The 14430-nt window shown below is 40.6% G+C and carries 16 protein-coding genes; 10 read left to right on the forward strand and 6 right to left on the reverse strand.

Annotated elements, in window-relative coordinates; all coding sequences use genetic code 11:
• The first annotated feature begins 25 nt into the window (after window positions 1–25).
• Window positions 26–568, forward strand: a complete 543-nt coding sequence (locus tag V5M37_RS05935) for a TRAP transporter small permease (RefSeq protein WP_423801202.1) — start codon at window positions 26–28, stop codon at window positions 566–568.
• Window positions 568–1848 (forward strand): TRAP transporter large permease, encoded by a 1281-nt coding sequence (locus V5M37_RS05940; protein ID WP_423801203.1) that lies wholly within the window; start codon window positions 568–570, stop codon window positions 1846–1848. Before V5M37_RS05935 ends, V5M37_RS05940 begins: the two co-directional genes overlap by 1 nt.
• Window positions 1849–1889: 41 nt before the next feature.
• Here V5M37_RS05940 and V5M37_RS05945 read toward each other — a convergent pair whose 3' ends face one another.
• Window positions 1890–2741, reverse strand: a complete 852-nt coding sequence (locus V5M37_RS05945) for a peptidylprolyl isomerase (RefSeq protein WP_423801204.1) — start codon at window positions 2739–2741, stop codon at window positions 1890–1892.
• 156 nt (window positions 2742–2897) lie between these two features.
• Between V5M37_RS05945 and V5M37_RS05950 the strand changes: the two genes are divergently transcribed.
• A complete protein-coding gene (locus tag V5M37_RS05950) occupies window positions 2898–3197 on the forward strand; it encodes a hypothetical protein (RefSeq protein WP_423801205.1) in 300 nt (99 codons plus the stop codon).
• 51 nt (window positions 3198–3248) lie between these two features.
• Here the strand turns inward: V5M37_RS05950 and V5M37_RS05955 are convergent, their stop codons facing one another.
• The 4 genes from V5M37_RS05955 to V5M37_RS05970 form a co-directional block, all read right to left on the reverse strand.
• Entirely contained in the window at window positions 3249–3419 is a 171-nt protein-coding gene (locus V5M37_RS05955; RefSeq protein ID WP_423801206.1) for a DUF3896 family protein, read from the reverse strand.
• Window positions 3420–3610: 191 nt separating this feature from the next.
• Window positions 3611–4873, reverse strand: a complete 1263-nt coding sequence (locus tag V5M37_RS05960) for a dicarboxylate/amino acid:cation symporter (protein WP_423801207.1) — start codon at window positions 4871–4873, stop codon at window positions 3611–3613.
• Between the two features lie 198 nt (window positions 4874–5071).
• On the reverse strand, window positions 5072–5785 hold the full coding sequence (locus tag V5M37_RS05965; RefSeq protein WP_423801208.1) for a TIGR02206 family membrane protein: 714 nt from the start codon (window positions 5783–5785) through the stop codon (window positions 5072–5074).
• 183 nt (window positions 5786–5968) lie between these two features.
• Window positions 5969–7030, reverse strand: a complete 1062-nt coding sequence (locus V5M37_RS05970) for a DctP family TRAP transporter solute-binding subunit (protein ID WP_423801209.1) — start codon at window positions 7028–7030, stop codon at window positions 5969–5971.
• A gap of 80 nt (window positions 7031–7110) precedes the next feature.
• Here V5M37_RS05970 and V5M37_RS05975 point away from each other — a divergent pair, with 80 nt between their 5' ends.
• The 5 genes from V5M37_RS05975 (at window position 7111) to V5M37_RS05995 (ending at window position 12071) form a co-directional block, all read left to right on the forward strand.
• Window positions 7111–8682 carry an ATP-binding protein gene (locus V5M37_RS05975; protein WP_423801210.1) on the forward strand — a complete coding sequence of 524 codons (1572 nt, stop codon included), beginning with the start codon at window positions 7111–7113 and terminating at the stop codon, window positions 8680–8682.
• 16 nt (window positions 8683–8698) lie between these two features.
• Window positions 8699–9379 carry a response regulator gene (locus V5M37_RS05980; protein WP_423801211.1) on the forward strand — a complete coding sequence of 227 codons (681 nt, stop codon included), beginning with the start codon at window positions 8699–8701 and terminating at the stop codon, window positions 9377–9379.
• 101 nt (window positions 9380–9480) lie between these two features.
• Entirely contained in the window at window positions 9481–10440 is a 960-nt protein-coding gene (locus tag V5M37_RS05985) for a 2-hydroxyacid dehydrogenase (RefSeq protein WP_423801212.1), read from the forward strand.
• A 276-nt stretch (window positions 10441–10716) separates the two neighbouring features.
• Entirely contained in the window at window positions 10717–11703 is a 987-nt protein-coding gene (locus V5M37_RS05990) for a Gfo/Idh/MocA family protein (protein ID WP_423801213.1), read from the forward strand.
• 140 nt (window positions 11704–11843) lie between these two features.
• Window positions 11844–12071, forward strand: a complete 228-nt coding sequence (locus tag V5M37_RS05995; protein WP_423801214.1) for a hypothetical protein — start codon at window positions 11844–11846, stop codon at window positions 12069–12071.
• 142 nt (window positions 12072–12213) lie between these two features.
• Here V5M37_RS05995 and V5M37_RS06000 read toward each other — a convergent pair whose 3' ends face one another.
• Window positions 12214–12531: a hypothetical protein gene (locus V5M37_RS06000; protein ID WP_423801215.1), complete on the reverse strand. Its 318-nt coding sequence runs from the start codon at window positions 12529–12531 to the stop codon at window positions 12214–12216.
• 237 nt (window positions 12532–12768) lie between these two features.
• Here V5M37_RS06000 and V5M37_RS06005 point away from each other — a divergent pair, with 237 nt between their 5' ends.
• Window positions 12769–13785 (forward strand): pirin family protein, encoded by a 1017-nt coding sequence (locus V5M37_RS06005; protein ID WP_423801216.1) that lies wholly within the window; start codon window positions 12769–12771, stop codon window positions 13783–13785.
• Window positions 13786–13957: 172 nt separating this feature from the next.
• Window positions 13958–14401 (forward strand): carboxymuconolactone decarboxylase family protein, encoded by a 444-nt coding sequence (locus V5M37_RS06010; protein WP_423801217.1) that lies wholly within the window; start codon window positions 13958–13960, stop codon window positions 14399–14401.
• Window positions 14402–14430 lie beyond the last annotated feature (29 nt).

A 14430-nucleotide genomic window follows, 5' to 3' on the forward strand; every position in this document is an offset into this window, starting at 1 on the left:
CAATTTTTGTAAGGAGTGGGCAACGATGAAAGGAATTGCAGAAAAGGTCAATTCTCTATTGAAATTTCTCATCGTGGTATGTTTATCGCTGATGGCCATCTTTGTTTTTACCAATGTTGTCTTACGATATGCTTTTGATTCAGGAATTACTTGGTCTGAAGAAGTATCACGTTTCCTATTTGTTTGGTTAATATTTTTAGGTGCCATCCTGGCGTTTAAAGATAATGAGCATTTAGGTGTAGATGTTGTTGTAAAAAAGCTGCCGCTGGCAGGGAAAAAGGTAGTTTATCTGATTTCCAATATTATTTTGCTTATCACCCTCGTGTTTCTTCTTGAAGGGAGCTGGAAGCTGACACTTCTTAATACGGACCTATCAGCACCGGCAACTGGAATGTCTTATGCCTATATTTATGTATTTGGTGTGATTATGAGCGCTGCAATGATTCTCATTATTCTATTCAAGTTATATAGATTTATATTTAAAAAGGATTATAGCCAATTAATTATGGCAGCATCTGAGGACCAGATAGAACATATCGGCAATAATGAAACGGGGGATAAGAAGTAATGACATTAACAATCTTTATTCTAACATTGTTAGGTGCCATGGCTTTGGGAATCCCTATCGCGTTTGCACTATTAATCAGCGGAATTGGTCTTATGCTCGCCCTAGGCAATTTTGATACGCAAATTCTCGCTTCCAACTTGATTCAGGGAGCGGACAATTTCCCGCTAATGGCCATTCCTTTCTTCATCCTTGCGGGAGAATTGATGAATGCAGGGGGAATTTCAAAAAGAATTATTGATTTTGCAATGGCCTGTGTCGGACATGTCCGGGGCGGTCTTGGGTATGTTGCAATTATCGCAAGCGTTTTGTTTGCAGGTTTGTCCGGGTCAGCCGTAGCGGATACTGCAGCACTAGGGGCAATCCTAATTCCTATGATGGTCAGTCAAGGCTACAACAAAAATCGTTCTGCTGGTATCATCGCCGCTGGCGGTATTATTGCACCAATTATTCCGCCGAGTATCCCGATGATTGTGTTTGGTGTAACTGCTAGTGTATCCATAACAAAATTGTTCATGGCGGGGATTGTCCCTGGTTTGATTCTAGCAATCTCTTTAACTGTTGTTTGGGCATTGGTCGTAAGAAAAGCCAAAATGGAGGCACGACCTCGTAAAACTGGAAAAGAAATTTTAAAAGCAGTTATTGCGGCATTTTGGGCATTGCTTTTGCCGGTCATCATCCTTGGCGGTTTGCGCGGCGGTATCTTTACACCTACAGAAGCAGCAGCAGTAGCAGCATTCTATGCCTTATTTGTAGGCTTGTTTATTTACCGAGAATTAAAACTTAAGGATCTTTACCATGTACTTGTAGCATCAGCTAAAACAACAAGTGTCATCATGTTATTGGCCGCTGCTGCAATGGTGTCCGGATGGCTAATTACTGTTGCCAATATTCCGGCACAGTTGACAGCACTACTTGAGCCATTTATTGGTCATCCAACTCTTTTGATGTTTATTATCGTCCTCATAGTACTGATTATCGGAACTTCTATGGACGTAACACCAACAATTCTAATTCTTACACCTGTTCTAATGCCAGTTATTCAGGCAGCGGGTATCGACCCAGTTTATTTCGGATTAATCTTCGTATTAACGACTTGTCTCGGTCTATTAACACCGCCGGTAGGGACGGTATTAAACGTTGCAGCAGGAGTTGGGAAGTTAGGGGTTGACGACATTGTCAAAGGTGTATGGCCGTTCTTATTGGCAGAAGTTATCGTAGTTTTCATTCTTGTACTGTTTCCCTCTTTGATTTTGGTACCATTGGAATGGTTCACGAAGTAAAAAAAGCCGAGAAGATCTCGGCTTTTTTCTATGGAAAATTCTTATTGAACAGCTGTAGCAGAGAACTCGGCAGCAGCTTTTAAATCTTTATCAGAAATGCTGACATCTGCCTTTTTGAACTCGTCTTTTAACACCTTAACAATCTGATCCTGTGTGACTTTTGATTTCTTTACCTGTTCGGTAAGGGTTTTTTTCATGTCCTCGTATGATTTTTTCTCCTTTTTATCAGTTACCTGGATGATATGGTATCCGTAGGAGGTTTTGACTGGGTCACTGATTTGATCCTTTTCTAAAGCATAGGCTGCTTTTTCAAAGTCGGGGTCCATGACGCCGGTGCCAAACCAGCCAAGGTCGCCGCCTTTGGAGGCAGTGGCGGTATCCTCTGATTCCTTCGCTAAATCCTCAAACTTCGATCCAGACTTGAGTTTTGCGGCAATTTCATTTGCTTTTGCTTCATCAGTTACTAATATATGGCGGGCACGAATTTCCGGTTTGTAATCATCGTATGCCTGCTTCAGTTCTTTATCCGTAACCTTTATGGTTTTAAACACTGCCTTTTGCTCCAGCAGATTTAGCTTTACAGAGTTTCGGTAGTCGTTTTCGTCTTTAAAGCCATATTGCTGTAGAGTGGAGAGAAATGAATCACCTATCTGCTCCTTTGTTTTATTCACTTGGGCGTCCACTTCAGACTTAGAAACGGAATAATTTTTTGTCAGCACTTTTTCCACTGCCAGCTGCTGAAGGGTTTGTGTTCCATATTTGGCTTTCATCGCTTGATATAATTCGTCTTGAGAGATATTTCCGGCATCGGATTTCATGAGGGCGCTGTTGCTGCTGCAGCCTGCCAAAGCCAAAGCGCCAACCATAAATCCTGAAAGAATCCATTTTTTCAATTATTTCACTCCTAAATTTTTTTATAAAAACTATGGTACAGAATGAATATGAATAAAAAATGAACAAGCTAAGAACAATTGTAGAAAAAATGGAAACTGGCCGGAAGAAACGATAAAATATATTTTATTGCCTCTTATAAAGAAAGGATGTTACCCGTGTCAATTTTGTCTTCACTTCTATATACACTAATAGTCGGCGCCATTTTCGTGTATGTCTTCATTTTTTTATATGATGTGTTTTACGGGGAAAAGCAGGAGAAGCAAGAAAAGAAAATACGGAAATATTATAAAAGCGAATCCATCCAAAAGATTGAACTGGTTGAACATCAGCCGCGTAAATATTCGATTTATCAACTTAAAACAGATAAGGAAACAAGAAGGGTTAAATTAAAGCCTGGGTATAAAGTGGTGAAATTAGTACCGAAGGAAAAGAAAATTAATAAAAAAAGCAACTAACCGTCATGGCAGTTGCTTTTGAACTATCATTAAGATTTATAGATGAGGATGTTACCCTCGGGCGTAATGATTCATATCGGTTAATTCAATAATGTAGTTGTAGTTATCAATGGAATGAAGAAGAGTTTCTTTTTCCTCCTTTGATAGTTGAAGATTCTCCAATCTTTTCTCTAAATTATGTTTTGAAGCTTCTAATTTTTCCTTTACTTCTAGGTAGTTCATAACTAAGAACTCCTTTCTATTAGAAAAAGTTATTGAAACTTATGAGATGTTTGAAATCGCTTTCCTTTATATTTTTATTATAATATGATTATCCACCTTACTATTGTTAGATATGTTATGAATTTATGACATTTGGGAAGATGCAAAAAAGGACTGACTCAGTGGAGCCAGCCCTTTTTTTATACGTATTATTAAGAAGCAATAGAAGTTTTTGTTTTAGCCGCAGGTGCGCTGCTTGCTTTAAATTCTCCTTCAGTTTTTGAAATTACAACCGTTGCTACACCGTTACCAATTAAGTTGGTAATCGCACGCGCTTCAGACATGAAGCGGTCTACACCTAGGATAAGCGCCATTCCTTCAACAGGAATCATTGGGAAGGCAGCTAACGTAGCGGCTAATGTAATGAATCCAGATCCGGTAACGCCTGCAGCCCCTTTAGAAGTAAGCATTAATACGCCAAGCAGGGTCACTAGCTGCCAAATGGTTAATTCGACTCCATAGGCTTGGGCAATGAAGACTGCAGCCATGGATAGGTAGATGGAGGTTCCATCAAGATTGAAAGAATAACCTGTCGGAACAACAAGACCGACTACTGATTTTGAACAGCCGTACTTTTCTAGTCTCTCCATCATCTTTGGAAGAGCAGATTCTGAAGAGGATGTTCCTAAAACAAGCAGGATTTCTTCTTTAATATATTTTAAGAAGCTAAAGATATTGAAGTTATAGAATTTAGCAATAGTGCCTAGAACGAATACGATGAATAGGAACATTGTAATATAGACGGAACCCATTAATTTACCTAATGAGATAAGAGATCCGATACCGAAATTACCGATTGTGAAAGCCATCGCTCCGAATGCTGCAATTGGAGATACCTTCATGATCATATTAACAATAGCAAAGAAAATTTCAGAAACTTTTTCAAAGAATGAAATGACTGGTGCTGCTTTTTCCCCCAAAGAAGCAGCGGCAACTCCGAATAACACCGCAAAGAATAGAACCGGCAGCAAAGTTCCCCCAGAAAGTGCTGCAAGCGCATTATCAGGGACGATTCCTAAGATAAAGTCCATAACGCCGTGGCTTGTTTCAGCAGCAGCCTTAGTGTACTGTGAAACGTCTGCCCCTTCAGCGGCTTTGGTGTTAAAGCCGTGACCAGGCTTGATAATAGAAACTACAAGAATACCAATGGCCAATGCGAAGGTAGTGACAATTTCAAAATAAAGCAGTGCCTTACCGCCGATACGGCCAACCTTCTTTAAATCTCCCATATTTCCAATCCCGATGACGATGGTAAAGAAGATGATTGGTGCGATGACCATTTTTATTAGTTTAATAAAGATATCTGCTAGAACCTTTAGCTTTGCCCCAAACTCTGGAAACAGAAACCCGACTGCAATACCTAGAATAATACCGATAATAACTTGAACCGTTAAATTGCGAAAATTAATTTTCATTCCATTTACCCCCTTTGTTTGATAACGTTTTCATTTCTCCCTGTTTTCATATTAATTGATAATTTGAAATTTTAATATTTTAGGTGATAATGGTCTTTTTGGTCTTTTTGGTCTTAGAATTGGGCAAAGTATATTTAGTGTTAATAATAAGAAAAGGGACTGCCTGCCAAGGCAATCCCAATTTCGACTATTTTTCAGCTATCTAATTTTCCCCTTTTTTTCTCTGAAAACGAACCAAACGATTAAGGTAAGTATAATGGTAAGTACTTCTAGTGAAAGAATATAGTATGGGTAAGGGCCCAAGAAGTCTAATAAACTTGCATGTTTGGGTTTATGATTTAGGTACATATAATTTCCATCTACAAGATGATTGATAAGCAAGACTGTCGGCGCCAAAAGATTTATGAATACAAACAGCTTTACACAGGACCAAATCGTTGGCCGATACCCCTTTGCCCATGTGAAATAAAGCGGTACCCAAACGATCACCATATGGGTAATAAAGAAATGAAAAAAGCGGAAATGTGGGAAGTCGTAGTTTAATGATGGGGTGAAAATAGCTTGCGTGGCACCTAGCAGGCCTGTGAACAACAAAATTTCATAAAGAAGTTTCTTTCTGGAAAATAAGAAAATAATCGTCAAAAGCAAACTAATATTGCACAATTCAAGCGGGAGAGAATGACTTGCTTTCCAGTTTCCATTTACATACATCCATAAATGGTTAATCAATTCTAGTATAATCAATGAGATGGCTAAGCTTATTTCTGCGTGTCTCCATTTTTCGTCCTTTAACCGGCCACGCATATAGTAAAGTCTCGCTGTAAAACCCAAGAAGATACCCATAATGATAAAATGACTTAATGAAAACATTTCAAAATCGAACTTAGCATAATTATCCCCAAACCACTCCATAGTTTCACCATCCTTTCATTACATAATGGGTGGAACGAACAATTTATGTTGAGCCTTTGTAGTAACATATGCTAGTACTCTACTGCGTGTTCGACATTCCACTGTCCTGAAAACATCAACAAAAAAAGCCTTGAATAATCAAGGCTCTAAAGGTCATATTAGAATTCTTCAATAAGAGACCCTTTAGTTTGTCTCCAGTTGGTCCATCCTTTTCTTTACAAATTCTTTCATTTCCTTGTCTTTTGTAGTTTGCAGAAACTTCTGGTAAACAGGTCTTAAGGCTTGATACCACTCCATTTTTTCCTGCTCCGTTAATCGATAAATTTGGATGGAGGATTCCCGCTCTATTAGATTGAGCTGCTCTTTGTTTACCCGTTGTGATTCGGAAATCATCCACGAGGTGGTTTCGGCCATTGCCTCTTGAATATCCCGCTGGACCTCTTTAGGCAGCTTGTCCCAAAACTCTTTGTTCATTAGAACCGCATAACCCAAAAATCCATGATTACTGACCGTCATATACTTTTGCATCCCATAAATGCGTCTGGAATAAATATTTGAAATCGTATTTTCTTGACCGTCAAATTGGTCTTCCTGAAGCGATGTATATAATTGGTTAAAAGGAACCTCGACAGGCTGAGCGCCTAATGCCTCGAATTGTTCAGCTATAATGGGACTTGGCATAATTCGAAATCTTTGACCTTTAAAGTCATCTGGGTACAAAAGGGGGTTAAGATTGCTTGACATTTGCTTAAAGCCATTGCTCCATAAGGCCAGCCCTATGATTCCTTTGTTCTCATTTAATGATAAAAACCTATGACCAAGCTCGCTTGAAAGTGTCTCTTCAATATCTTGATCATTCTCAAACAAAAACGGCAAGTCAAACAGTCCCCATTCTGGTGCCAGGTTCGTCAGTTTGGATACGGAGGGGGCAATCATTTGGACATCGTTATCAATAAGAGCGTCGAGCTCATCTTCGTCAGTATGCAAACTTCCATTTGGATACACTTCTACTTTGACTAAGCCATCTGTTTTTTCCTCCACCAGCCGGGCGAACTTTTGCGCGGCCAGCCCCTTAGGAGTATTTTCAGCAACAACGTGGCTAAAACGGATGACGATTTGTTTGGACAAACCGTCCTGTTCATCATCATAGGGGATTTTCTTCCCGCTTAACAAACTGGCGGGCAAGAAGAAGAAACCAATTATTAAGGTGATGACAAGCACGCTTGATGCAATTAAATACTTCATCAGAACTTCCCCCTTGTTTTCCTTATTATTTTAACATGTTAAAATTATTTTAGTAGATTTCATCTGAAAGGAAAACTCCTATGAATCGTCTCTCAATACAGACCAAGATTACGGCGCTGATCTTTTTCATTGTTTCATTCTCTCTGTTACTTGCCGGAATTATCGTTATTAGTAATTTCATCAATACTGAAGAGGCTGAATTACAAAAAAGGGCTTTACTTTCGGCACAAACCATTGCAGAGGATGGAGGAATCAAATCCAATATTACGGGAAGCATGGAGGACAAGAGGAAGATTCGCAAACGAGTGGAAACATTGCGAATCATCCATCATGCGGACTATATTGTTGTGATGGATATGAATCATATGCGTCTATCTCACCCCCTTCCAAGCTTGATCGGAAAAAGGTCGAATGGGAGCGATGAGGGGCCGGCATTTGCCGAACTTACCTACACGACAAAAGCAAAAGGTGAAGTAGGCACCATGATTCGAGCCTTTGTGCCGATTATGAATGAGGAGCATCAGCAAGTCGGGGTCGTCCTGGCAGGTTATAAACTTCCTACTTTTTTTGAAATGATTTGGGATTTACGGATGGAAATTCTATTTGCCGGCTTCATCTCATTATTGTTTGGCGGCTGGGGGTCCTGGCTGTTTGCTTCTAAAATGAAAAAGCAAATGTTTAATCTGGAACCGCACGAGATTGCTCAATTAGTCCAGGAGCGGACGGAAACCTTTAATGCCATGCATGAAGGGATTATCGCCATTGACAAGGAAGAAAAGATTACGATTTTTAACGATAAAGCAAAAACAATGATGGGGATTTCAGGAGATGTGATTGGCAGGTCTATTGCCGAGGTAGTACCGGACACAAGATTGCCGGAAATTCTCGAGCTCAAGAAGCCGATTTATAACAAAGAGCTGACCGTTCGTAATTTAAATATACACAGTAATCGCATTCCGATTAAAGTAAATAATGAAATCATTGGAGCGCTTGCCATATTCCAAGACCGCACTGAAGTGAAAAAACTGGCCGAAGAGTTAACCGGCTTTAAAGCTTTTGTCAGTGCCTTAAGGGTGCAAAATCACGAACATATGAACAAGCTTCATACAATTGCTGGACTGTTGCAGCTTGGGAACCCGAAAAAAGCGCTTGAATATGTATTTCAAACAGCCGAAGAGCAAGAAGAACTGACACAATTTTTGTCGAAGAATATTAAGAGTGAAAGTCTTTCCGGCCTGTTGATTAGTAAGGTTAGCAGAGCCAAGGAATTGGGCATTCATTTACATATTGACCGCAACAGCCGGCTGCATTCGTTTCCAGAACCGTTGGATGAACATGATTTTGTGATTATTATCGGAAACCTTATTGAAAATGCGTTTGATTCCTATAGGAACAAGGATGTAGATGAGAAAAATATTTATGTTAGTATCGAACATGATGATGAGATTTTATCGATTCTCGTTGAAGACAGCGGGAGCGGCATTCCTGAAAACGTTCTGCCGCATATTTTTACAAAGGGCTTTTCAACCAAGGACAGCTTGGATCATGGAATTGGGCTTTATTTAATAAAAGAAATCGTTGATCGGGCGGGCGGCACGATTCAGGTAGAATCTGACCTTGGAAAAGGGACGACCTTCATTGTAACGATTTAACAAGGGGGATTGTTGTATGGCTGAAGGGCTAATTCGGGTTCTGTTAATAGAGGATGATCCGATGGTTCAAGAAATAAATAGGCAGTTTGTGGAGAGGGTAGGAGGGTATAAGGTCATTGGTGTTGCCTCAAATGGAAAAGAGGGGATTGAGCTTATCAAAAAAGAAAAGCCGGACCTCGTTTTTATCGATATTTATATGCCCAACCAGGATGGAATTACGACAATCAAACAAATTCGCTCAGAAGAACTCGGAACGGATGTCATTGCGGTAACGGCAGCAAGTGATATTGAAACGGTCCGTGATGTCTTGCAGCATGGAGCCGTTGATTATATCATGAAGCCTTTTAAATTTGAGCGGATCCAGCAAGCTTTGATAAATTACCGGAATTATTATAGCAGTCTTTTGAAAAAAGATGCGATTTCCCAGCAGGAATTGGATCATTTGTTATTTCAGCGAGGCAAGCAGGACAAAGGCGAGCTGCCAAAAGGACTGAATATGTTGACACTCGAAAAGGTAATCGAATATTTAAAAGGGCAGGACCAGGCCATCTCTGCAGAAGCAGTCGCAGAAGGCATCGGCCTCGCCCGTGTCACCGCGAGACGATACTTAGAATATCTCGAACAAAGCGGAAAAGTGGAAATCGTCATCGAATATGGCGGAATTGGCCGGCCTGTTAACCAATATAAAATTTTGTGATGCATGGGGATGCATGGGGACGGTTCTTTTGCCTCACTTCCGTGAGGCAAAAGAACCGTCCCTATGTTTCAATAAATATAATGTAATTAGGAGGGGTAGAGATGAAACCAAAAGTGATAGTTTATAAAAAAGTAGATTCTAATGTTTTGGAATTTTTACAGCAAACATGTGAAGTTGTTTATTTTGAGGAACTAGATTCAAATACATATCCTGCATTTTTTCAGGAATTGAAAAATGCAGATGGGATATTGGGTTCAAGGTTGAAAGTGGACGACGAATTATTGGACAAGGCTCCTCAGTTAAAAATAGTCAGCAATATGTCAGTAGGATACGATAATCTGGATATAGCGGCATTGACAGCACGTGGAGTAATGGCAACGAATACTCCTGATGTATTGAATGATACGGTAGCAGATACGATTATGGGATTAATTTTGGCTTCGGCCAGAAGGATACCGGAATTGGACCAATGGATGAAAACCGGGCAGTGGCAATCCGAACTGAGAGAACAGTGGTATGGGGTAGATGTCCATCATAAGGTATTAGGAATTATTGGCATGGGCGGAGTCGGGACTACCGTGGCCAAAAGGGCGCACGGTGGCTTTGATATGGAGATTCTTTACCACAATCGATCAAGAAATATGGCTGCAGAAAAGAAGTATGGCGCCACCTATTGTTCAATGGAAGAATTGTTGAAGAAATCCGATTTTGTCTGTCTCCTGACGCCGCTCACGCCGGAAACCGAAAAGCTAATCGGAAGAAGAGAGTTCGAGCTCATGAAAAAGTCGGCGATGTTTATCAATGTGTCAAGAGGGAAAACCGTTGACGAAGAAGCGTTGATTCAGGCCCTGCAAACTGGCGAAATTGCTGGTGCCGGCTTGGATGTGTTTGTCCAGGAACCAATTAACATGGACAATCCGCTACTTTCAATGAAGAACGTAGTAACCTTACCGCATATCGGCTCAGCCACTTATGAAACCCGTTTTCAAATGGCAATGACAGCGGCGACTAACCTCGTTTCTGGCCTAACAGGCGACACTCCGGCAAATTTAATCAAGTGAAGCATGGGGACGGTTCTTTTGCATCATTTAGTGATGCAAAAGAACCGTCCCCATGTATCATTTGAGAACCTACCAGAAGATAAGATTTGCCGTTTAAATTATCACCTGCTTGGAGGCCAGTGATATTTTTTGTAAAAAAAAGGCTTTTACCTTTAGAAATTAATTTATAATATACCTAGAGATAATGGCCTTATATCAGAGCAACCTGTATTTCTAGATGAATTGGGGAAAATTTAATAAATCCGAGACAACCAAAGAAGAAGGAGACCTATGACCATGAAATTCGAAAAAGTTCGTTGGGGTATTATTGGCTGCGGCGATGTTACCGAGGTAAAGAGCGGGCCAGCTTTTCAAAAAGTTAAGAATTCAGAGTTAGTTGCTGTTATGAGGAGAACCGGTGAACTAGCGAAAGACTATGCGGAAAGACACCATGTCCCGAAATGGTACGATAATGCCGATTCACTTATAAACGACCCGGATGTTGATGCTGTCTACATTGCTACACCGCCAGGTTCACATAAAGAATATACCCTTAAAGCTGCACAAGCGGGAAAACCTGTCTATGTAGAAAAGCCAATGGCGCTCAACTTTGCCGAATGCCAGGAAATGATTGCTGCCTGCAAAGCCGCCGGCGTTCCATTATTTGTTGCCTACTACCGCAGGGAAATGCCTCGATTTTTAAAAATTAAAGCGTTGTTGGAGAAAAACGCAATCGGAGATGTCCGTTTTGTTTCAACAACACAGTATCAAAAAGCTTCAGATGACGTAAAGGATCCCGAAAAACTCTCATGGAGAGTTCAACCTGAAATTTCAGGCGGCGGGCTGTATTACGACCTCGCCAGCCACACCCTTGATTTGCTCGATTTTCTACTGGGGCCGATTAAGAACGTTAACGGATTTGCCTCCAACCAGGCGGGTTATTACCGGGCGGAAGATATTGTGACTGGTACATACATGTTCGAATCCGGAATCCATGGAACAGGAACTTGGTGCTTTTCCGCTTTTGAAAATGTCGATGTCAACGAAATCATTGGCAGTAAAGGGAAAATTACCTTTTCCACTTTTGGGTCGGAACCTATTGTTTTGACAACTGCTGAAGGCGCGGAGCAATGGAGTTTTGAACCGCTGCAGCATGTTCATCAGCCTCTTGTGGAAACGATAGTGGAGGAATTGACAGGAGATGGCGGCAAGTGCCCGAGTACTGGAGATTCTGGTGCGCGGACAAATTGGGTCATGGGGGAAATGACCAAAACGATGCTTTAAAAAAATGGGACAGACATCAATTATCTAGTTGTGATAATATTGTGAAAGTTTTAACAAACTAATTGAACCTATACATGAATCTGTTATGATAATAATGTGAATAGATTCACAAAAGCGTTTTGTATGGGGGGCTGAAAGCCATGTTTTCAAAAAAGAAAACCATCGTATTAGATTTATATGATCAGTATCGGACTCAGGAAGAGTTAAGCGAGATTGTCGTTCACGACCTGAAAGAAAGAGGAAATCAGTGTCAAAAGGTGGATTACAATACAGTCCTCGTAAATGACAAAACCTACTCCGTTACAGACAGAGTATTTCCAATCTGTGGCTTTATTGTCCATCAAGCGGTATTAAAACAAATTCAATAATTCAAATAGATAAGCGGGAGAGCTGCCATTCTCTCGCTTTTCCCTTTTCATAACACTTACGAGGATATGGAGAAGTGTTTAACTTAAAAGACTTAAGTAGAAGAACACCCAAGGGAACTTCCTTAGGGTGTTCTTATAAAAACTATCTTACAAACTCGCTATGGTGATAGCCATTTTGGGTTGCGTACACCTCATACCATTGATATTTCGTGGCTTTTAACCACTCGTACTTTGGGAGGTAAACGAGATATCGGATGTTGCCATCGCTATCAAGCAACGTTTTGAAGATTTTAAATCTCCCGAATCCAAAAGTTTGGTCCATATAACCCACCAAACCATCTCTTACAAAATGTTTCTTATCCTCCTGCTCCTGCCTATTCAACTCAATCAGCACATCCACAAAAATACTCAACAGAACCAAAGTAACCGCAATCAACACAAAAACCAAAATATTCAACAAAAAAATAACCTCCTAAATCAAGATAAGTGATGCATGGGGACGGTTCTTTTGCCTCATTCAGAATTGAAGCAAGAGAACCGTCCCCGTGCTTCAAAATCCGCAAAGATGCATCATCTCCTTTGTTTTTGTTAAAATCAATTCGATTGTACTTTTGGGGAGTATAAGAAGGTGTGATTCAGATAACTTTGTTTTGAGATAAATAAGAACATTTTTTGAAAATTTAGGAGGGTAAATAAGATGTCAAATAAAAAAATCCTTAATATACAGAAGTTGGGCTTTCCGTGGGTGACGGAAGATCCTTTTTTGATGACTGTGCATCATAAGGATGCTTATCCACCGGGAAATGATGAACAGGGGCCAAGCACTTCATTGGCTGGCAGAAATCTTGGGCAGGATTTTACGATTAAAGACGGCTTTCGGATGTATCATGGCGAAACGGTACCGGGATTTCCGGCGCATCCGCACAAGGGATTTGAAACGGTGACGATTGTTCTGGAGGGGTTGGTTGACCATTTTGATTCGACTGGGGCAAAGGGGCGTTATGGAAATGGAGATGTGCAGTGGCTGACAACTGGGAAAGGCTGCCTGCATACTGAAATGTTTCCGCTTGTCCATAAGGACAAAGGCAACCCGCTGGAGCTTTTTCAAATTTGGCTGAATCTTGCCGCTAAGGATAAAACGGCTAATCCAGATTATAAAATGCTGTGGGCTGAAGATATTCCTGAAATAGAATCCGCAGATGCAAATGGGAAGAAAACGACAGTTCGGCTGATTGCAGGGAAATTTCAGGGGAAAAACAGTTTAGATCCGGCTGCTGCTTCATGGGCAAAAGACCCTACTAATCATGTCGGAATCTACCTTATTCAGATAGAACCAGGAGCAGCGTTTACACTGCCAGCGGTATCCAAAACATTGAATCGGAACATTTATTTTTACGAAGGAAAAGAAATCCATCTGGAGGGGACAACTGTCCAAGCTTATCACAGTGTCAAGCTTACAGGGGATCAGGAAATCGAAATCACCAATGGCGAAAAAGAGGCATATATTCTCGTTCTTGAAGGTGAACCGATTGGCGAACCAGTCGTGCAGCATGGCCCATTCGTGATGAATTCAGAACAGGAAATCATACAAGCCTTTAATGACTATCGCAGAACACAATTTGGCGGCTGGCCATGGGGCAGGATGGACCCTGTCAATGAACCAGAGGATGGGAGATTTGCACGTCACGGGGATGGAAGAATAGAGAAAAGATAGCGCAAGGGGACGGTTCATCACCCCTAAATGTTCACAAGGGAATTAAATAAAAATTGCCTTATATTTCTTAATGATTTGATGATTTATCACAAAATGTAATAGGACAAAACTTTAGTACCAATATTCCTATAAGGATATAATAGCTTATATTAAATCAAAGGAGTCTTGCTTTATGGTCTTAAGGGTTCCCTACTATGACATTGCACCTGAAGGTTTGAAAATTATGATGGAGATGGAGAAGTATACGAAAACAACAGCAATCGATCGAAAACTTCGTGAGCTGATAAAAATTCGTGCTTCCCAAATTAACGGATGTGCATTTTGTTTGAATATGCATTCGGAAGATGCTCGGAAAATGGGAGAAACCGAACAACGAATATACTGCGTAAGCGCTTGGGAAGACTGTGAATTCTATACCGAGCAAGAAAAGGTGGCTTTAGAGCTTACAGAGCACATCACGTTAATTCCAACCAAACGTGTTCCAGATGAGCTTTATCAACGAGTCCGTAAACATTTTGACGAGAAACAATATGTTGACCTTGTTCTAATCATCAATCAAATCAACAGTTGGAATAGAATCTCTATTTCAATGGGGAACATGGCAACTGAAAAATAATGACTTAAGAACGAACATCTATGGTGTTC

This window comes from Neobacillus sp. SAB-20_R2A (assembly GCF_049568635.1).
Taxonomy (GTDB): Bacteria; Bacillota; Bacilli; order Bacillales; family Cytobacillaceae; genus Neobacillus; species Neobacillus citreus.

What these genes read in the sequence shown, in the direction of transcription:
- V5M37_RS05955 (WP_423801206.1), bottom strand. Translation starts at nt 3,419, where the DNA reads ATGAACTACCTAGAAGTAAAGGAAAAATTAGAAGCTTCAAAACATAAT.
- V5M37_RS05970 (WP_423801209.1), bottom strand. Translation starts at nt 7,030, where the DNA reads ATGAAGTATTTAATTGCATCAAGCGTGCTTGTCATCACCTTAATAATT.
- V5M37_RS05940 (WP_423801203.1), top strand. Translation starts at nt 568, where the DNA reads ATGACATTAACAATCTTTATTCTAACATTGTTAGGTGCCATGGCTTTG.
- V5M37_RS06005 (WP_423801216.1), top strand. Translation starts at nt 12,769, where the DNA reads ATGTCAAATAAAAAAATCCTTAATATACAGAAGTTGGGCTTTCCGTGG.
- V5M37_RS05975 (WP_423801210.1), top strand. Translation starts at nt 7,111, where the DNA reads ATGAATCGTCTCTCAATACAGACCAAGATTACGGCGCTGATCTTTTTC.
- V5M37_RS05935 (WP_423801202.1), top strand. Translation starts at nt 26, where the DNA reads ATGAAAGGAATTGCAGAAAAGGTCAATTCTCTATTGAAATTTCTCATC.
- V5M37_RS05985 (WP_423801212.1), top strand. Translation starts at nt 9,481, where the DNA reads ATGAAACCAAAAGTGATAGTTTATAAAAAAGTAGATTCTAATGTTTTG.
- V5M37_RS05980 (WP_423801211.1), top strand. Translation starts at nt 8,699, where the DNA reads ATGGCTGAAGGGCTAATTCGGGTTCTGTTAATAGAGGATGATCCGATG.
- V5M37_RS05990 (WP_423801213.1), top strand. Translation starts at nt 10,717, where the DNA reads ATGAAATTCGAAAAAGTTCGTTGGGGTATTATTGGCTGCGGCGATGTT.
- V5M37_RS05995 (WP_423801214.1), top strand. Translation starts at nt 11,844, where the DNA reads ATGTTTTCAAAAAAGAAAACCATCGTATTAGATTTATATGATCAGTAT.
- V5M37_RS05965 (WP_423801208.1), bottom strand. Translation starts at nt 5,785, where the DNA reads ATGGAGTGGTTTGGGGATAATTATGCTAAGTTCGATTTTGAAATGTTT.
- V5M37_RS05960 (WP_423801207.1), bottom strand. Translation starts at nt 4,873, where the DNA reads ATGAAAATTAATTTTCGCAATTTAACGGTTCAAGTTATTATCGGTATT.
- V5M37_RS06010 (WP_423801217.1), top strand. Translation starts at nt 13,958, where the DNA reads ATGGTCTTAAGGGTTCCCTACTATGACATTGCACCTGAAGGTTTGAAA.